The sequence below is a fragment of the Tenacibaculum sp. SG-28 genome (assembly GCF_002954385.1).
Classification (GTDB): Bacteria; Bacteroidota; Bacteroidia; order Flavobacteriales; family Flavobacteriaceae; genus Polaribacter.
Map to the genome: position 1 here is coordinate 469,700 of NZ_MQVY01000001.1, position 19,665 is coordinate 489,364.

At 33.1% G+C, this 19,665-nt stretch carries 18 protein-coding genes; 7 read left to right on the forward strand and 11 right to left on the reverse strand.

Annotation, left to right across the window (positions count from 1 at the left end):
- Positions 1-26 precede the first annotated feature (26 nt).
- Both BSU00_RS02100 and BSU00_RS02105 read right to left on the reverse strand, forming a co-directional pair.
- Positions 27-572: an RNA polymerase sigma factor gene (locus tag BSU00_RS02100; protein ID WP_105002917.1), complete on the reverse strand. Its 546-nt coding sequence runs from the start codon at positions 570-572 to the stop codon at positions 27-29.
- 63 nt (positions 573-635) lie between these two features.
- A complete protein-coding gene (locus tag BSU00_RS02105) occupies positions 636-2,075 on the reverse strand; it encodes a nicotinate-nucleotide adenylyltransferase (protein ID WP_105002918.1) in 1,440 nt (479 codons plus the stop codon).
- A gap of 81 nt (positions 2,076-2,156) precedes the next feature.
- Here BSU00_RS02105 and BSU00_RS02110 point away from each other — a divergent pair, with 81 nt between their 5' ends.
- Both BSU00_RS02110 and yaaA read left to right on the forward strand, forming a co-directional pair.
- On the forward strand, positions 2,157-2,942 hold the full coding sequence (locus BSU00_RS02110; protein ID WP_105002919.1) for an MBL fold metallo-hydrolase: 786 nt from the start codon (positions 2,157-2,159) through the stop codon (positions 2,940-2,942).
- Positions 2,943-3,042: 100 nt separating this feature from the next.
- Positions 3,043-3,801 (forward strand): peroxide stress protein YaaA, encoded by a 759-nt coding sequence (gene yaaA / locus BSU00_RS02115; RefSeq protein WP_105002920.1) that lies wholly within the window; start codon positions 3,043-3,045, stop codon positions 3,799-3,801.
- Between the two features lie 4 nt (positions 3,802-3,805).
- Here yaaA and BSU00_RS02120 read toward each other — a convergent pair whose 3' ends face one another.
- A complete protein-coding gene (locus BSU00_RS02120) occupies positions 3,806-5,869 on the reverse strand; it encodes a tetratricopeptide repeat protein (RefSeq protein ID WP_105002921.1) in 2,064 nt (687 codons plus the stop codon).
- Positions 5,870-6,030: 161 nt separating this feature from the next.
- On the opposite strand from BSU00_RS02120, the gene BSU00_RS02125 reads away from it, so the two are divergent.
- Together BSU00_RS02125 and BSU00_RS02130 are read left to right on the forward strand one after the other, a co-directional pair.
- A complete protein-coding gene (locus tag BSU00_RS02125) occupies positions 6,031-6,336 on the forward strand; it encodes an STAS domain-containing protein (protein ID WP_105002922.1) in 306 nt (101 codons plus the stop codon).
- Between the two features lie 150 nt (positions 6,337-6,486).
- Entirely contained in the window at positions 6,487-7,674 is a 1,188-nt protein-coding gene (locus BSU00_RS02130) for a glycosyltransferase (RefSeq protein ID WP_105002923.1), read from the forward strand.
- Here BSU00_RS02130 and BSU00_RS02135 read toward each other — a convergent pair whose 3' ends face one another.
- The 5 genes from BSU00_RS02135 to BSU00_RS02150 all read right to left on the reverse strand — a co-directional run bounded on the left by BSU00_RS02135 (position 7,675) and on the right by BSU00_RS02150 (position 13,502).
- Positions 7,675-9,204, reverse strand: coding sequence for a cellulase family glycosylhydrolase (locus tag BSU00_RS02135; protein ID WP_105002924.1), 1,530 nt, complete (start codon positions 9,202-9,204; stop codon positions 7,675-7,677).
- Positions 9,201-9,515, reverse strand: coding sequence for a hypothetical protein (locus BSU00_RS02140; protein WP_105002925.1), 315 nt, complete (start codon positions 9,513-9,515; stop codon positions 9,201-9,203). Before BSU00_RS02140 ends, BSU00_RS02135 begins: the two co-directional genes overlap by 4 nt.
- A 383-nt stretch (positions 9,516-9,898) precedes the next feature.
- The gene (locus BSU00_RS02145) at positions 9,899-10,414 is read right to left on the reverse strand and encodes a hypothetical protein (RefSeq protein WP_105002926.1); all 516 of its coding nucleotides are present in this window, start codon (positions 10,412-10,414) and stop codon (positions 9,899-9,901) included.
- Positions 10,411-10,794, reverse strand: coding sequence for a hypothetical protein (locus BSU00_RS13845; protein WP_369820238.1), 384 nt, complete (start codon positions 10,792-10,794; stop codon positions 10,411-10,413). Before BSU00_RS13845 ends, BSU00_RS02145 begins: the two co-directional genes overlap by 4 nt.
- Before the next feature lie 86 nt (positions 10,795-10,880).
- On the reverse strand, positions 10,881-13,502 hold the full coding sequence (locus BSU00_RS02150; RefSeq protein WP_369820239.1) for a hypothetical protein: 2,622 nt from the start codon (positions 13,500-13,502) through the stop codon (positions 10,881-10,883).
- A 166-nt stretch (positions 13,503-13,668) separates the two neighbouring features.
- On the opposite strand from BSU00_RS02150, the gene BSU00_RS02155 reads away from it, so the two are divergent.
- On the forward strand, positions 13,669-14,427 hold the full coding sequence (locus BSU00_RS02155; RefSeq protein WP_105002927.1) for a glycosyltransferase: 759 nt from the start codon (positions 13,669-13,671) through the stop codon (positions 14,425-14,427).
- 7 nt (positions 14,428-14,434) lie between these two features.
- On the opposite strand, the gene BSU00_RS02160 is transcribed toward BSU00_RS02155, so the two are convergent.
- A complete protein-coding gene (locus tag BSU00_RS02160; RefSeq protein ID WP_105002928.1) occupies positions 14,435-15,313 on the reverse strand; it encodes a Brp/Blh family beta-carotene 15,15'-dioxygenase in 879 nt (292 codons plus the stop codon).
- 86 nt (positions 15,314-15,399) lie between these two features.
- Here BSU00_RS02160 and BSU00_RS02165 point away from each other — a divergent pair, with 86 nt between their 5' ends.
- Entirely contained in the window at positions 15,400-16,119 is a 720-nt protein-coding gene (locus tag BSU00_RS02165) for a bacteriorhodopsin-like (RefSeq protein WP_105002929.1), read from the forward strand.
- A gap of 56 nt (positions 16,120-16,175) precedes the next feature.
- Here the strand turns inward: BSU00_RS02165 and BSU00_RS02170 are convergent, their stop codons facing one another.
- Both BSU00_RS02170 and BSU00_RS02175 read right to left on the reverse strand, forming a co-directional pair.
- On the reverse strand, positions 16,176-17,603 hold the full coding sequence (locus BSU00_RS02170) for an L-serine ammonia-lyase (RefSeq protein ID WP_105003389.1): 1,428 nt from the start codon (positions 17,601-17,603) through the stop codon (positions 16,176-16,178).
- Positions 17,604-17,687: 84 nt separating this feature from the next.
- Positions 17,688-18,029 (reverse strand): DUF2853 family protein, encoded by a 342-nt coding sequence (locus BSU00_RS02175; RefSeq protein ID WP_105002930.1) that lies wholly within the window; start codon positions 18,027-18,029, stop codon positions 17,688-17,690.
- Positions 18,030-18,226: 197 nt separating this feature from the next.
- On the opposite strand from BSU00_RS02175, the gene BSU00_RS02180 reads away from it, so the two are divergent.
- Positions 18,227-19,594 carry a tetratricopeptide repeat protein gene (locus tag BSU00_RS02180; RefSeq protein WP_105002931.1) on the forward strand — a complete coding sequence of 456 codons (1,368 nt, stop codon included), beginning with the start codon at positions 18,227-18,229 and terminating at the stop codon, positions 19,592-19,594.
- Positions 19,595-19,665 lie beyond the last annotated feature (71 nt).

The following is a 19,665-nucleotide window of genomic DNA, read 5'->3' on the forward strand; positions in this document are numbered from 1 at the left end:
GACTATCTAATAATGAAATGGTTTAATCAATTGTTGTTTTTAATATAGGATTCTATTTTTTTTACTGCATGGTGGTAGGACGCCTTTAAACTACCGACGGAAACTTCCAGAATTTCCGAAATTTCCTCATATTTCATATTGTCAAAGTATTTCATATTGAAAACTAATCGTTGCTTTTCCGGTAATGTTGCAATTGCTCGTTGTAGCATAAGTTGGATTTCATCACCGTTAAAATAATACTCAGCACTCAAATTTGAAGTGAGCTCTTGTTGGTAGTCTGAAATATCTATATTTTTTTCTTTTGCTTTCTTGTTTATTAAGGTAATTGCCTCGTTGGTAGCAATTCGGTAAATCCAAGAATACAATTTGCTATCCCCTTTAAATGAATCTATATTTTTGAATACTTTTATAAAAGTATTTTGCAAAACATCATCTGCATCAGCATGCAGGTATACAATCTTTCTAATATGCCAATACAATCGTTCTTTATATTCTGCAACAAGTTCTTTAAACGCTTTTTCCTTGGTGGATGCATTTTTTAGATTCTCGAGTATGCTGTCGTCCTTTGTCAATAAAAATATTTTACATTAGGATTTTGCTGATATCACTTGATTATAAATTTTCTATCTCTCGGATTACATTCTTCTTGAAAAACCGAAAAGTCTCTTCTCTTTAATCATTTTCGAGACACCTTTAGGTAGCATATCTTCCCATCCTTCTTCGTTGCTTTTAATCATTTTTAGAACTTTTCTCGAAAAAATATGTAAGATGTCTTGATTAAATCCTTTGAGGTCAACTAGTTTACCGTTTAGTTTAAAAAATTTATAAAGCTCTTTAATACGAGGATGTACTTTTAAGTTTTCACTCGTGATGTATTCACCGGTCTCTTCGTTTTTATATGGGTATAGGTACACTTTTAAGTCTCGATAAAATAATTTTCCAAAAGCTTCCAATATTCCTCCACTTAAATCTCTGTAATATTTTTCATCAAAAATTTGTATAAGATTGTTTACTCCCATTGCTAGGGCCATTCTCTCTTTTGTGAATTCACTAAAATATTCTACCAGTTTAAAATATTCTTGATAATTGGTAATCATCACATTTTGTCCTAACGAACAAAGTAGTTCTGCTCGATCTAAAAAGTCTCTTTCATTTATTCTACCTTCAGCTTTTAGATTACTGAGGGTTATTTCAAATATAATTTGAGTTTTGTCTGGGTTTACTTTTTTTTCAGCAAGAAATAATTCTTTCGACTTTTCAAACATGTCCATATTGACATTGGTAACAGGTCGGAAACTTCCTCTTAAGGCCAAGATATTTCTCTTGTACAGAACTTGTGCAGGAAGTAAATTGTTACCATCCGGACCAAACATAACCGCATTGGTCATGTTGTTTTTTACTAGTTGTAAACTCATTAAACGATTGTCTACATACATAAAACGTGGCCCTGAGAAGTTAATCATATCTATCTCAAGACGATCTTGATCGATATTGTCATAAAAGGATTTTAAAAGCTCTTTGGGGTTATCATTGAGATAGAAAGCGCCATAAATCAAGTTAACTCCTAAATTACCTAAAGTTTCTTGTTGTTGTCTCGCATCCGTTTCTTTAAACCTTAGGTGAAGTACGATTTCGTTGTAATCTTCGAGAGGGTCTAATTGAAATCGAATACCAACCCAACCATGTCCTTTAAATTTTTTCGAAAAGTTAATTGTGGCAACTGTGTTGGCATAACTGAAAAAGAGTTTATCCGGATGTTTATTGCGATCCAAACGCTCTTCGATAAGCTCCATTTCATGCTTTAGCATTTTTTTTAATCGAGCCTCAGTAACATACCGTCCATCGTTTTCAATACCGTAAATCGCATCAGAAAAGTCTTTGTCATAAGCACTCATTGCTTTTGCTATTGTTCCCGATGCTCCACCAGCTCTAAAAAAATTTCGAACCGTTTCTTGTCCAGCACCAATTTCTGCAAAGGTACCGTATATATTGGCATTTAAATTTACTTTAAGTGCTTTTGACTTTATCGTTGGTACCGTATTAATCTTCTGATCTCCTTTTAACGTTATTGCCATTTTTTATTTTTTTGTTACCTAAGGCAAATGTACTAAATATTGCTTCCATCCCTCAATATTTATTGTATTTTTGTGTAATACATGAATCAAAAAAAGCAGCTTAAAATAACTTTTTTAGGAACAGGGACCTCAACGGGGGTTCCGATGATTGGTAGTCGACATCCTGTTGCGTTTTCAAAGGATACTAAAGACAAGAGATTGCGATCTTCCATACTTGTTTCTTGGGGAACTAGAAATTTTGTAGTGGATTGTGGTCCCGATTTTAGAGAACAAATGATTCGAGAAAACGTTATTGCCATAGAAGCTATTTTATTTACGCATGAACATTCGGATCACATCGCTGGTTTTGATGATATTCGTCCTTACAGTTTCCGGCAAGGCTATGTTTCTATCTATGGGAGTGAACGCGTTTTACATTCTTTAAAGGAAAGATATGCTTATATTTTCAAAACAGAAAATAAATATCCGAGCGCACCAAATGTAGAAATCCATACCATTTCGGAAGAGGATTCATTAGAATTTCGAGGTCTTTCGATTCTTCCGGTAGCAATTATGCACGGCGATTTACCAATTCTAGGATATCGATTTAACAATGTGGCATATTTAACCGATATTAAGTCTATTTCCCAAGTAGAAAAAGAAAAGTTATTACATTTGGACACCCTTATAATTACTGGTTTGCGAAAGGAGCCACATGCTACTCATTTTAATATTGAAGAAGCATTGGCTTTCGTGGAGCAAATCCAGCCAAAGCGAACTTATTTAACTCATATTAGCGAACTCTTAGGGTTTCATGAAGAGGTGCAAAAAGAGCTTCCTGAAAATGTTTATTTGGCATACGACGGACTTTCTTTTACGGTGGATTAAATAGTTTTTTTATAGGTAACTATCATGAATTTCTATAAAAATTTTGATGTTGTTTTCCATAAGATTTATACTTTTAAAATCTAAATATAATTGAACTGTCATGAAAATAATAGTATCACCCACCAAGTCTCTTGATTTTGAAACAAAGCCTGCTATAGCAACTTATACCCAACCAAGGTTTTTAGAAGATTCACAAAAACTAAATAAGGCTTTAAAAAAATTATCGGCCTTGGAACTTGCTAGTCTTATGAAAATATCACAGGATTTAGCAACTTTAAATTACCAAAGAAATCAAGATTGGCATCCAGATTTTACCGAAGACAATGCCAAGCAAGCAGTGTTTTCTTTTACAGGAGAGGTATTTAGAAGTATCGATGTGAATTCCATGACCAATGCGCAAATAACCAAAATGCAAGAAAAGTTACGAATATTATCTGGTTTGTACGGATTGTTGAAGCCATTAGACCTTATACAGCCATATCGTTTGGAAATGGGTACAAAATTACAGGTAGGGCAAACTGATACATTATACAAGTTCTGGGGAACCAAATTAGCCGAATCTTTAAATGAGGAAATGAATGCTGATTCTTTGCTAATTAACTTAGCGAGTGCAGAGTATTTTAGAGCGTTACCAAAGAAGGCTTTGAAAGTTCCTATGATTACTCCTGTATTTAAAGACTTTAAGAACGGGCAATACAAAACGATAATGACCTATGCCAAAAAGGCACGGGGATATATGGTGCGATACATTATAGAAAATGATGTAAACTCCATTGATGGCCTTAAAGGTTTCAATACCGATGGGTATGGTTTCTCCGAAGAAATGTCGCAAGGGAACGATTTAGTTTTTACTAGATAAGTTCTCACTCTGTTGGTATGGTAAAAAAGGTTTTTTTTGAAAAATACCATTGTAATCCAAACCCGTATTCGGTAAATTCAAAACCTGTAGCGGTTGCAGATGCTATATTATTGTGTTTACCGAATACATACACCTGAAAATAGTTGGATAATCTATAACCAACATTGGCATCAATTCTAAAGGTGCCTGACTTATCTTCGTCTTCAATATATTGATATCCTAAAGCGCCATTTATTGTATAGGTTATTTTTTGTTCCTCCGGGCTGGTAAGATTGGTGAAAACTTCCACAGAGTTAAATTTATTAGGGCTAAAATAAAGATCTGCCTTAGTTTCTTTAAACGTCATGTATTGATAATTCACTCCTATCTTTAATGCAGGAGTATTACTTAGTTTGTAAAAAAGTGAAGTAAAGAATATATTTCTAGTATTGTCGTCACTTTGTGAAGTGAACATAGATTGTGAAAATAGCCCAAGATTAAAGTTGGTTTCTAATAAATAATCTATTAGGTAGTTGTGCATCATTATATTTTCTGCTATCAGTGGTGCATTAAAGTTTTGTAATTCTTTACTAAAAAGAATTTTAATATCTTGAAGAGGTGCGGGCTTATAGTTTATTTTTAAATGTCCAATGACACTAGTAAATTCATTTTCAATATGGAGTGCATTTATTAATCCTAGGCTTCCTTCTAGCTTAAATTTAGGATGTATGCGATAGTGAGCACCCAACTCAAATTGATTGGTAGTAGCCTTTTTTTCAAGAATTGCATTGGTCGTTTTTCGATTGGTGTATTTTAAGATCGGTGAAAATTTAAAACTTGTAGGTAGTTTTGCCATGACGTTAAATGCATTGGCTTTGTTCTCTCCGTTATCATAGGTGTGCGTGTATCGTTGTGTGATATACGGAAGTGTTTTCCAGGTGAGTTTTTTATTAAATTGCAAAGCATCTTCCTGATTAGGGTATATTTTAAGAGTTCTTTTGTTATATACATAAGCATTTTCTAAATCACCATATGCAAAATGCGCATTGGCATTTCCTAAGTTTCCATCGAAACTTTCTGTATTAAGACGCAAAACCGTATCGTAGTTGTGTATGGCTTTTTGAAAATTATTGGTATACATGTTATACATCGCTTGTAAAACTTGTGTCCTTTCTGAATTGGGGAATACCTCCGTTATTTTTGTCAATTCTTTTCTAGCTTCTTTATATTTGTAATTCCAAAGTAACGCTTGAATATAACGCTCTTTAGCATCGACGTATTTTGACGTATTTACAGGTATACTTTTTTCTGCAAAGGCATTGGCTATCGATGCAGTTTCTAAAGCTTTTTTGTCTTTTTTTTGCAAATGATAAACAAGTGCTGAACCACAAGTTGCTGTTAGATATCCATCTTTTTGTTTCTCCATAAATTCATAGGATTTCAGAGCTGCATCGTATTTTTTGGATTTAATTTGAAGGTTAGCTTTGGCATCTATTACAGCAATGTCGTTTGGGAATTGTTTAAGCGTATTTTCTAAAATATCCATTGCTGTTTCGGTATTGTTTTTCTGGCTTTCCTCATATGCATAATTGAGTTGTATGTATTTTTTCGAACGTAATGCATTTTCATTATTTGGTTGTATGGCAAGTGCTAAATCAATATATTGCATAGCTAATTTATGTTTCTTTACATTGGTTAACGTATTGGCATATGACAAATTTGCAGCGAAACTTTCGGGGTTTTTTCGTACTAAATTTTCAAAATATTTTTCGGCTTCGGCATAACTTTCATCCCATAATAAACTCTCTCCGTAATTGAGTTTAATTTCAAAATCGTCAGGATAACTGTTCTCTAGATTTTTAAAAATAGATACAGCCTCTTTAGTTTTACCCTGTAAGCCAATAGATCTTCCGTAACACAGTTTTGCAGTTTTATTGTTAGGATATTCTTTTAGAATTTCAGAAAAATATTTTTCTGCGTTTTTATACGCTCCATTCTCTAAAAACTGGTATCCGGTTTCCATATTCTGCGCATAGTTTTGCACTAGTAAAAGCAAAAAAATACAAGTGAGACAATACTTACTTTTCATTTTATTGTTGTTTGGTTCATACTACACCTTCAAGTTAAGTATAACTTTTTAATATTCATCGATATATAATAGCGTTTCATCGAAATCAAATTCTATTTTAATCGTAGGTAACTGAAATTTGTATGCAGTTAAAAGTTTATGCGATATAAAATTTAAAGCTTATGCAATTACAAATAGTAGAGAGTAATGGAATTCACGAAATCAATGGAGATATTACCAAAGAAAATATCGAAGTGGTAAAAACCTACCTCGAAACTGTCTTGGATGCAAACGACATCCACATTATTGATTTAAATAAGGTAAATAAAATAGATATATATGGTATTAACTTATTAATTTCTTTTTACCGAAATATAGAACTACAAAATAAAAGAGTTCTACTTCTTGGTTACAATAATAGAGGTATTAAAAGCATGTTGCTCCAAACAAAAATGTCTTTTATTTTAAGTGATGTTTTTCAGAAGTGAATTCGTAGTTGTTCTATTAGTTCAAATATTATTTAATAATAAAAAGCTATAAAAAAACAAGTAACCGATACAAAACATACGTTTATCGATTGCCTAACTTGATTTGATTATTTTAAGAGAAATTTAAACTGTCATTATAAATTATACGCGATGAAACTAGCCATTGTATCTGCATATCCACCCAGTAAAGTTACTCTAAATGAATATGCCTACCATTTAGTGAAAAATTTATCAGCTAAAGAAGAGCTTAACGAAATTGTAATTTTAACCGATGTAAAACCCAGTCAATCGCTCTTAGAATTTAAAGAAAGTACTTGTGTTGTAACCGCTGTTCAATGTTGGACTTTTAATAGTTATCACAATTTCTTTTCTATTATGAAAACAATTCAAAAAGTAAAGCCAGACCTTGTATTTTTTAACCTCCAGTTTATGAAATTTGGTGATAAAAAGATAGCGGCAGGTATGGGATTATTACTTCCTTTAGCGTGTAAAATTATTAATATTCCTTCGCTAGTCTTATTGCACAATATATTGGAGCAAGTAGATCTTAAAACAGCTGGTTTTACGAAGAATAAACTATGGAAAAATGTCTTCAATTTTATAGGTACTTGTCTTACCAAATCTATATTAGCATCAGATTTAGTTGCTGTAACTATTGGGAAATACGTAGATATTCTGGAAAAAAAATACAAAACTAACAACGTTGCTTTAATTCCTCATGGAACCTTTGAAATTAGTAATACTCTTGAAATGCAGCAAGATGGTGAGGTTTTCAGAATTTTAACTTTTGGTAAATTTGGTACCTATAAAAAAGTGGAGGTATTAATCGAGGCATTAATTGCTATTCGTAAAAAAGTTCCGATAAAGATTGAGCTAATTATTGCTGGGACAGACAATCCAAATGTCCCTGGGTATCTAGAAAGTGTTCAAACTACATACGCACATGTTGAAGGCTTGTTTTTTCCTGGATATATAGAAGAAGAAAATGTGGCCTCACTTTTTATGAATAGTTCTGTGGTTGTCTTGCCATATACAGGAACAACAGGTAGTTCCGGGGTATTGCATCAGGCCGCTGGTTATGGCAAAGTAATCGTCTTACCAGATCTTGGAGATTTTAGTTTATTGATGAAAGAAGAGGGATACGTTGGTGCATATTTCGAGCCTGAGAACTACCTTAGTTTAGCAGATGCTTTGGAAAAACTTATTAAAGATAAACAGTATCGAGAAACTATTGCCCATATTAATTACAAAGCATCTAAGGCTTTATCTATGGCAGATATTTCGAATTGGTATATTGTTCACTTTCAAAACATTTTACTTAAAAACAAAGCTTCCTAATTATTTTGAGATATACTCAAAGGCAGGTTTTTCATTTCCGTCAGTATCTATAAATCCAAAGTTTTTTTGTCTATTTTTTCTCCATGGTAGCACACCAACTACGATATCAGGGATGGATGTAAAGTCGTATAAAGTCCATGATAAATAATCGATGCTATTTTCGGAGAGTATTTTTTGAAAATCTCTATAGAAGTGCTCTTGTTTGGTACGATTCTTCCCGAATGGATTCCAAAAACCAAAGTCTGAGGAAGCGCCAAACTCTTGCAGCACTAACTTTTTGTTTGGAATGATTTCCTTTAGGGAAGTGTAGTCTTTTATAAAATTTTTTGGTTTACCGTAGTAATGGTAGGATATAAAATCCAATTCATTATGCAGTATGTGTGCAACTTTAGAGGAAGACCACCCGATGGTAATTTGATGATTAGGATCGATTTCCCGCAAGTAGTTCACAGTTATTCTTAACCAGGCGAGTACATTTTCTTTTTTTCTAGATTTGAAATCTAGGTCTGGTTCGTTTTTAATATCCCATGCAAGAATGGTAGGGTTAGTAATAAATGGGGTGACTATTTGTTCAAGATGCCGCTGGGTAATACTCCAATCGATAACTTTATAATCTCCATAGGAGTCGAATAAGGTTACTATAACTTTAAGTCCGTTGTCTTCTGCAATTTGTAAAAGTGTTTTAAGTTGTTCTGTTTTAGAGGAAGGAATATCACTTTTGCCAAAATCATGATAGGGTATAAATATTCTAATACTATTTAAGCCTTGTTCTGCAATTAGGGAAAAGTCTTTAGATATAATCTCTTTGTCAAAGCGTTCACCAAACATATTCCATGCAGAATTTTGGGGATAGTAATTGATGCCTTTATACCGAAAGTTGCCCGGATATAACTTTTGGTTTGCTGTATTTGTACTATTTGTCTTTGAAGTAGTACTTTTAGTTTTTACCATATGTCGAATTCTCCAATATCCATCTTCTTTAAGCATCACAACTTTGTAGGAATAATAACCAATGTTTTCGAACAACATCTTATCGTTTTTAAATACCTGTTGGTATTCTTTTACGTTTCGGTCTGTAAAAGCAATTAATTGTCCGTCTTCACTGTAAAAATGAATATCGATTGCATGTTCTAGTGTCGTTCCATTAGTTCGAATATTTTGTCTTTTATTTTCTGCAACTATTTTCTGTAAATTTTTTCTTGCGTTTTGCGTGTAGTAATCTTCAATTCCTTTTGTCGTGTTGGTTTCGAAAGACATAAAACGGAGGTACCAAGCGTGCAAATAGTCTCTTTTGAGATCTACCATGGTTTGCTTTTCCATAACTCGCCCTGGATTTTTTGTATTGATCCAGCTAAATTTTGGCATGTAAAAGTTTTTGGTGTCTTCGGCAACTTTTAACATAGTACTTCTATCTGCACCTTTATTGAAATAACTCAAAACTTTACTGATACCAAAAATTACAAATACATTTATAAGAATAAATGTAGAGAAGATTAAAATTTGATAACTATTTCGAGTATAATTTTTCATTGTAATTTTACGTCCTTTATTTCTTTTAGCTTCCCCATTGTTGCAATGGATATAGTGTAAGTTCCTGGGGCAATTGTAGTTTTGTTTAGATCAAAACTAGCAATGCCCTTTAAGCTATGCTTTCGTAGGGAACTAATTATTTTTGTATTCTTTCGTATGTTTAATGTTACCAGAGCACCGTCGGGGATTCGTTGCTGTATAAAGCTAACCAATGGTCCTACGATTACTTTATTTTTTTCGGGAGTAACTTCTACAGGAATTTCAGAGAGCGCTGCGATAAAAGAGGTTTGAAGCCAATTACTTTCTGCCATTCCAACCACATAAGCTTTGATCTTCCAGGTTTGTGCAGACTCCGGATGTAAAATACTTCCAGTTGCAATTCCTCCAATCGTGTTCCCAGAAGTTTGTAATTTGTATCCTAAATTATTTTGTATGATGAAGGAAACTTTTGTTCCGTCGCTTACTACATTTCCGTATCGATCTTTTAAAATCGAGGTGGTAAAGGTAATGACTTGATTCCCATCGGCGTAATTATGTGTTTTATTTGCTTTAATGGTGAAATTTTCAGGCGTGTTTGCTGCAATATCTACAGTAAATTCCTCTGATGTGCTATTGTTGCATTCTATCGTGGCAATTATTTTTCCTGTTTTTGGATACGCATATATTTTTCTCCATCCAATAAGATTATGTAATTCTAGGCTATCTGTCTTTTGTTGCGATCTAAAAATTCCGTAACCTTAATTTTTGTTTTGTCTGCAAGTGGGTTGTCAAAAGTATCGGTCGGCACACTAACTAGCATGGCAAAATCTTTTGCAGTATTAAAGATTTCATTTGGGCCAACATAATTTTCCATTACTATGTGCTTGTTATTAGGACGAATACTGATAGATCCCTTTTGAAGTACTGATTTTCCTCCTATTAGTTTCCAGTGAAGTATTCCAGATTTGGCGCAAAAATAGGTTGGTATTTTAAACAGGTGAAATTCCTTTTTCCTCGCTGTATCCTCTACTAAAGAACTTCCATACGAATTATGAATCCAGAGTTGGACCTCTCCCTGTGAAATAGTTGCAAATTTTAAAATGATTGGACTACCAGCGGAATACGTAGTTCTATTAAGAAAGTATTCGGTATGTTGTCCGTAGCTAATTGAAAAGCTATTTGCCAACAGAAAAAATAAAACAAGACGATATGTAGTTTTTTGTAAAATCATTTAAAGGCACCATTATATTCATTAAGTTCCATTTTCACATAAGAAAATTTTTTGCTCTGTATTGGCTGTAATAAAACCTCATGTTGTTTCTCATTTCGATTCGGAAGGAAATTATTTTTAATTTCTCGGTTCAAGATTCCGTTGCTGTAACTCTGTGAATAATCGTTAGAATAAACTTCAATATTTACATTTTCGGGTATTCTATAGCTAAAATAATGTTTTCTACGAGGTCGAATACTCTCCTCTATAAACAAATGATCTATCCATACTAACCTTTTATTTTTATCATAAAAGGAGAGTAAAATTTTAGGAATGGTTGCATTCGTGGTACCTTTATTAAATAAAACTCCAGTTAGAATAGAATCCTTTTGATTTACCATGTTCAGTACTAAATCATCTCGGAGTTCATTTCCCGAGAGTATACTCGTAGAGAGGATGTTAAATTTTGCAGGGATGTCATTTATTTCTATTGGAGTGAATTCTTCCGGATTGAATGTCTTTGGAATCGAGTCGTTCGCATTTGCCCAGCAATGCCTTCAAAATCTACTTTAAAGCTAGTTATTTCCTTGGGATACAAATTATGTTTGATAAGGTATTTGGCATTATAGGTAGCAAGTAACTTGTCTTTATAGTTAAAAATACTTCCTCTGACATTTACATCTGCCGGAGAGTTATCTATATTTTGTAGTTCACCAATAATTGAAAATTTACCATCACTTTTAATTAATGTTGCAGACAAAATTTCTAAAATAGGTTGTTTTAAAATATCCTCGTGATAGGTTTGTTCTGAAGTAACTTTTCTTCTTCCATGGTTGTAATATATGGAGGTGTTTTGTATTACGAGTTGTTCCGGAGGAAGATCTCTGTCAAAATCATCGAGAATAAGATACCACTTGTTATTTCTCTTGATGAGATCGTGGTAGTATACTTTCGTAAATCGTTCTAAAGAAGTTATCCAGTGTGTTGTCACCATAACTTTTGCTTTGTTGTTTTTCTGTTCGATAAGAATTGGTTCCATGGCGTCTAGTTTTGCATAAGAACTCAACAAACCATCTGTTACTGAAATCTCCAATAAAAATTGATCTAGTGTTTTATTACTCAATGGATCTAAATGTTCATAGGCTCTTTCAAATTTTTTAAAATCGAGAGCATCGTAATACGAGGCTACGGCATTTGTCGGTGTAAGGTGGGTGTTATTCGATTGATAAATCGAAAAGGTGTACATACCAAGGCTCACTGCAACAAAAAGCAACCAAACACAAATAATTATTGCGATTCTTTTAATTTCTTGGTTGTTACTTTTATAGATGTGAATTCCCGATATAGGAATGTCTTTCGTTTTATTTGCTATATGTTGTATCCATCGATATTGAATATTTACAATAAAAGCTATCAGTAAAATTAGCATTGGTAAGATACCCCACCATATTTTTTGATACAAAGAGACATCTTCTTTTGGAAGAACTCCTGGTAAAGGAGGTACACTTAGTTTTTCCCATACCATAATTCCATTTTCTAAAACTTGAAGTCTTTGCCATCCACAGAAGTATAAAATAGGATCATAGAACTTATCATTCGAAAAGATGTATTTTAAATGGTATTTTTCAGGAACAGTTAAAAACTGTTGCAGAGAACCAATGCCTTCTACACCTTTAAATTTTGAGTTTTCTAGTCGCTCAATGGCTCTAGAGGTTAATTCGGGTAATCTTCGAGCCGAATGATAATTACCATCTATTGTTTTTGCTTTAGTGAGAGAAGCTAACCATGCCATCTGATCACCAAAACCAAGCGTAAGGTACCTCCATTTGTAATGTTGGTCTGCATTCAAAAAATTTACTATCGGTAGCATTTTTATTTTCTGTGGTTGGAAAGGTCTAAAATATCCCAAACTAATAGTTAAAACCGCTATGCTTACGTATACTAAAATAGTTGAGCTGCAAATTGTACGAAATAAGAATAGTCCGAATTTTTGAATTATTTTTATTTTAATATCTCCCGAAAATAGGCGGTAAAAGAATTCTCCTGCTATTGGAATAGCCATCACAGAACCCCAAAAACTAAAACGGTCTAAGGTGAGGATATTAAAGGCATTTTCGCCTAGTATTAATTTAGGTATGACTGAAGTTCCGCCAGTTCCTAAAAGGGTTAATATAAGAATTGATATTCCAAAGAACAATAGTCTTCGGGATAGGTACCGGTACCAGATATAGGGAAAGATACACAAAAGTATGCCCCAAGGAATTAAAAAAAACATTAGCCCGGAGGAGGCAACCTCTAAAAAATCATCTCTAGAACCATGCGGAATTGGGACTTGTGTTATTGGATTGTTTTTAATGTTTATCCAATACGGTAAAATACTTAAAATAATAACCAATATTGAGGATATGGTAAATACCAGAATACTCGCCATTTTTTCACGTAAACTTCGAATAAAATCTAAAAAACGGATGTCTTCATATGTTGCATCACTTTTTTTTGCATGTTCCATTACAGCCATACCAATAGTGGGTATAATAAAAAAAACCATTCCAAATATTGGGGTAACATGATGGGCAGTTGCACCAAGGCCTATTAAAGAAATCGCACAAAAAAAACTGTATTTGCTTTTGTGTAATACCCAATTGTAAATATGCGGTAAAGTATGTAACAAAAAAGCGATTCCAAGAATCGTTGGAATTTGTCCGAAAATATGAATGGTTTCAATAAGAGAGGAGGAGCAAACAGCAAAAATTGTTGCATATCCTGCTACTTTTCTATTTCTCAAGAGCAGTAAAGAAAAATTATAAACACCTTGAAGAAATAATAGAATACTGAAGATACAAAGGAAAAATAAACCAAATTTTATACCACCTATAAAAGATAGTAGAGCAATTATTTGATGTGACAATGGCGGGTACCCTAAAACAGAGAATCCATTGTACCAATTGTAATTCCATGGGTCAAACCAAGAAGTAATGTAATGATTGGAAAAGAAAACATGAATAAGAGCGTCATACGTATATTCTAAGGTAAAAAACATAGAACTTCCATGGAACACCAAACCAATCAGTAGGGCACTTAGCAAATATGGATTTCTTTTTGTATGCAATATGCGTTCTTTTTTTGATGTATTATAAATATACAAATAACTATGGTAACTCTAAACCCACTGATAGGTAGATATTTACCTTTCATCTAAACTATATGTGCTGAAGTCGAATGATATATCAAATTCAGAATATCCCCAATAATTTAGTTTAAAAAAACATCAAATAATGAAAACAGCAATTATAATTCCTTGTTACAACGAGGCCCTAAGAATTGACGTTTCTAGGTACATAGATTTCATTGCAACACATCCATTGTACCATTTGTGTTTGGTTAATGATGGTAGCGAGGATACCACTTTAGAAATTCTAAATACAATACAAAACGCATGTTCCAAACGAGTGACGGTTATCCATTTAGAAAAAAATAAAGGAAAAGCAGCCGCTATAAGAACCGCAGCAAAATATTTGTATCATCAAGATGCTATTCGTTACATAGGATATATGGATGCTGATCTGTCTACTGATTTTATAGATTATAAACGTCTAACACAATGCCTAAAACAAAATGATAATTTAAGTTTAGTGTTTGGTTCTCGCAAAACAAACGGATTCAACAATATTATCAAAAGAGGAAACAAAAGAAAATTTTTTTCCATGGTAATTAAGTCCATCATCAATTTAATTCTGGGTTTAGAAATATCCGATACACAATGTGGTGCCAAGGTTTTTAAAAAAGAAGAAATTCCACTCATTTATGGTAAAGCTTTTGTAAGTAAATGGCTTTTTGATGTGGAAATATTTTTACGTTTAAAAAAGCGCTATGGTAAAGAAATAGTTATGCAAAAAATTAAAGAAGAGCCATTACTTAAATGGATTGGAGTAGAGGGATCAAAAATAACTATTTCAGATTCTGTTCAAATACCCGTACGTTTGTTGAATATATGGGTTACCTATAGCGTTATGAATACCTTTGATATCCGATAAGATTTTCTCACACTTTCTTAAATTTATTCATTAAGGTTATAACAATAACATGCGGAAGAGATATGACAAACAATACACCAAATAATATAGATTCTAAAAGAATGCTATCCCTGTAATACCAAAAAAGTATACCAATTGTTAGCAGACCAATTCCCCAAAAAAGTATTGATTTTTTAAGATATTTTATAAAGTTTTGTCGAGATGCTTTGCCATACATGAACTCTAATTGATCAATAATAGATGGAATACTGTGCCATACTATAAAGTAAATTCCGAAACTAATAATTAAATCGGAGGCACGAAATATTACAAAAAGAACAAAAAGATACAAAACTTCTTCTGCTAAAATGGTATATTTTTTTTTTGCTGCAGCGTATTGTAAAAGAATGCAAATAAATATAACAAAGGAGCAAGCTGCAATATAAATGAGATATGTTTTACTTAATTTTATGGCGAACATTTCTTGCATTATGACTAAAGTTTCTTGAAAATTATTTAAAAATAAAATAGAAAAAACAAACGTTCCATAAGTAAAGTAAAGCAATACGCTCTTCGTCTCTGAATCTACATTAATAGTATGAAAATTTTGCTCTCCAAAATGGTGACAACTGAATAATAAAAATAAAAGAAAAGCTAACTCTTTAGAGAGTATAAATAATGCACTAGCCAATACAATTAGTAGCAAATATTGGCCTAGTGTTTTTAAATAATTAAATTTTTTAGTTTTAATTTCTAACAAAATTTCAAGGTCATTTGTGCCGTGTATTATACCAATAGATAGAATGAAAATGTAGGTTAAGTAGCTGTTAATACTAGAGCTTGTGATGGAAAAGAGCCAAAGTATTAAAATACTTATGTAAATTCTAAAATATTGTTCTTTAAGCATTTGAAATTATTTTACTAGTAAATTTAATAAAATTTTATTAAATTTGTTTAACTATTATTTATTAATATTAAACAAACCTTTTAACTATGTTTTACAATTTAAATTTCTTAGCGGTTAGTAAAATGGCCACAGACGACTATGTTGGTTTTACCTTTTTTGTTGGATGTATGGCAATGCTAGCGGCTTCCGTATTTTTCTTTTTTTCCATGAGTACTTTTGATAAAAAGTGGCGTCTTTCTATTTTAGTTTCTGGGCTAATCACTTTTATAGCAGCAGTGCATTATTGGTACATGCGTGACTATTGGGGTGCTTATGGAGAATCACCTACATTTTTTAGATATGTAGATTGGATCTTAACCGTACCTTTAATGTGTGTTGAATTCTTTTTAATTCTCAAGGTTGCTGGCGCTAAAAAATCTCTTATGTGGAGATTGATATTTTTATCGGTTGTAATGTTAGTTACAGGATATATTGGTGAAGCAGTAAATAGAGACAACGCTTGGTTGTGGGGTCTTATTTCAGGTATTGCCTATTTCATAATAGCGTATGATATTTGGTTCGGACAAGCAAAAAAGTTAGCTCTTTCTGCGGGAGGTTCTGTTTTGAGTGCCCACAAAGCCTTATGTTGGTTTGTATTAGTTGGTTGGGCTATTTATCCTTTAGGATACATGGCTGGAACTCCAGGGTGGTATGATGGTTTGAATGGTTTGAGTATGGATGTTATTTATAACATTGGAGATGCAATTAATAAAATAGGTTTTGGATTAGTTATTTATAATCTTGCAGTACAACAAAGCAATGATTAGCAAATGAAATTTTATAATCTTGAAATCCTTTCTATTTCGGTAGAAAGGATTTTTTATTAGCAATCTGCTAGCCCAACTGTCACAGCCAAGCCTCCTTCTGATGTTTCTTTGTAATTTCTATTCATATCTTTTGCTGTCTCCCACATGGTATCTATTACCTCGTCTAAAGAAACTAGTGATTCTTTGGGATTTGTCTCTAATGCCAGCTCTGCAGCATTAATTGCCTTTATAGCGCCCATGGCATTTCTTTCAATACAAGGTACCTGCACCAAACCGCCAATAGGGTCACAGGTTAAACCTAAATGATGCTCCATAGCTATTTCAGCAGCTGTTAAGCACTGCGCGGGGGTACCACCCAATAACTCTGTTAGAGCACCTGCGGCCATAGCAGAGGAAACACCAATTTCAGCTTGACATCCTCCCATGGCTGCCGATATGGTTGCATTCTTTTTAAAGATACTTCCAATCTCTCCAGCCGTCAGTAAAAACTTTTTTATATCCTTAAAATCCGCATGGTGATTTTCTATGACCATGTAATACATTATGACAGCAGGAATAACTCCAGCACTTCCATTTGTTGGCGCTGTAACAACCCTTCCAAGGGCAGCATTTACCTCGTTTACAGAAAGCGCAAAACAGCTCACCCATTTTAAAATTTCTCTAAATTTCACCTCGGTACTGCGAATCGCTTTTATCCAGGATTCTTTATCATTATAAATAGTTCCCTTTATAAGTTTTTTATGAGTTTCATAAGCTCTTCTCTTCACCTTAAGTCCACCGGGTAAAGTGCCTTTTGTGTGGCACCCTATGTACATGCATTCCAGCATGGTATCCCATATTCGGTGTAATTCGGTATCTATTTCTGTTTTTTCTCTAAGAATACTTTCATTGCGGAGTACGATGTCAGAGATAGAACAGTTGTTTGTGGTACAATAGGTTTCGAGTTCAGAGGCCCTATTAATCGGATAGGGGAAATTTTGTTTGTTAATTTCATTAGCAGAGGTAACTTTGGCTTCCTCTTGAATTACAAATCCGCCACCTATAGAATAATAGGTTTCTGATGAAAGTTTTTCCCCTTTTTCATTGCAAGCAATAAAGGTCATGCCATTTGCATGAAAGGGTAAAAAGTTTTTATTAAATACTATTTGTTTCCTAGAAAATTCAATCGACTTTTCTCCATTAAATTGCAAGGTTTTTGTAGTTTCTATAGCACTAATAATAGTGCTGATAGTATCGATAGGAATGCGCTCAGGGTCTGTGCCACTTAATCCTAACAATACCGCCAAATCGGTAGCATGTCCTTTTCCTGTTAACGATAAGGAACCATACAATTGCACCGAAATAGAGGAAACCTTTTCTAGTGTATTTGCTTTCTTTAAAAGTTGAATCCATGCTTGTGCTGCTCTCCATGGCCCTAAGGTATGCGAGCTTGAAGGACCTACACCAATTTTTAGCATATCAAAAACACTAATAAATTGCGACATATTTTCTTGTTGTTTGTTCGGTGCTAAAATAAAAAAATCCTGCATAATTTACTATGCAGGATGTTCGTATCACAAAGATTCTTTTTATATCCCGTAAACAGATTCTTTATTAAACTTTTTAGTTAACATATAGTAAACTACTGCGCGATATTTATTTCTATCCGACTTACCTATTCGTTCTAGTACACCATCAATAGCGCTGTCTAATTCTGGTCCACTACTTAATCCTAATTTTTTAACTAAAAAATTATTTTTTACTGTTTCCAGTTCTTTGGTATCTGTACCGGAAACTATTTCTGCATCTTTTTTATAAATAGAAGGCCCAAGCCCTTTAGTTACAGCTGCTAATAATTCTGTATTGCATGGAATATCTTTGTCGTCCATAAACTTTTTGTACATAGCAACCTTTTCATCAAATTTACTCATAATTCTTTTTTTTAGTTAATTAATATGTTTGGATGTTAATTATCCAAATATAAGGAAATATTTCCTGGATTCAAACCAGCTAACTTTCTCGCTAAGCCCCTATGATTGTTAACTATTTTGTTAACAATTAAAAAAAGTATTCGTAATTTTGCGCTATACATAGCTTAAATTTAACTAAAATTCAAAATCTTTTGTCTATGCCTGTTTCGAAGTTTGAATCTATGTTGAAAACTAATAGTGTATTCTTTTTTGATTCTGCAGATTTTGAGACCATCATTGATCATTATCTTACCATTGGAAAACACGCTTTGGCAAAAAAAGCTGTAAAGCTTGGTTTAGACCAACACCCTACGTCTGTTCCATTAAAATTATTACAGGTAGAACTTATGATTTTTGAGGGAACGTTTAGCACTGCTACCAAGTTGTTAGCGGAAATTGAATCGATTGCACCAAATAACGACGAGGTATTTCTACAAAAGGCAATAATTTATTCTAAAGATAAAAAGCACAACGAAGCAATTAACGTGTTGCGAAAAGCATTAGATTTCTCAGAGGATCCCCAAGAGATATGGGCCATGCTTGGAATGGAGTATATTTACTTGGAAGATTATCAAAATGCAAAGCAAAGTTTTAAAGAATGCATCGCTTTGGATATAGAAGACTATGCCTCCTTATATAATCTTATGTATTGTATCGATATGGAAGGAGGTTGCGAAGAGGCTATTGTATATTTAAATAATTATTTAGAAAAAAATCCTTATAGTGAAATAGCATGGCATCAATTAGGTATTCAGTATTATGATTTAGGAATCTATAAAGAAGCACTTCCATGTTTCGAATACGCCGTCTTAATAGACGATACTTTTATTGGAGGATATTTTGAAAAAGCCAAAACTTTAGAAAAGCAAGCTAAATATCATGAAGCGATAGTTAATTATACAATTACCACAGAGCTTGACGATCCTACAGCTTATGCCTATTTTAGAATAGGAGAATGCTATCAAAAATTAGGGAATTCTAAAGCTTCCTTTGATTTTTTTAAAAAAGCAGTACATGAAGATCCGCTTTTAGATAAGGCCTGGATGAAGTTGACGGATGTTTGTTATATAGAAAAAGAATACAACAAAGCCCTCTACTACATTAATAAAGCATTGCAAATTGATCCCCAAAATGCCTTGTTTTGGAGAAAAAGTGGCGAAGTTAACCAAAAGCTTTCGTTGTACGAAGATGCTGTGATTTCGTTATACAAATACTTTGAATTAGATGGTAAAGAAATTGATGTTTACGTAACATTAATTGATATTTTAATAGAGCAATCGGAAATACATGAGGCTTTGGAAGTTTTACACAACGCCAGTAACATATATAAAGATTTTGCCGAGTTAGAATATCGTTTTTTTGGTGTGTACCAAATGCTCGAGAAAAATAATTTAGCCAAATTTCACTTACAAAAAGCACTAGCCATAGATTACGAGTACTCTTTTATTCTAGAAGAGTTATTCCCCATTCTGTTACAAGATCAGAAATTTGTGCAAGTAATTTCTGAATTTAAAAAAACAGTATAGGTAATTAATTTCTATGCATAAGGTAGCTTAGGCGTATATTAAATACGAGTATTATATTCCTGAATTCTCGC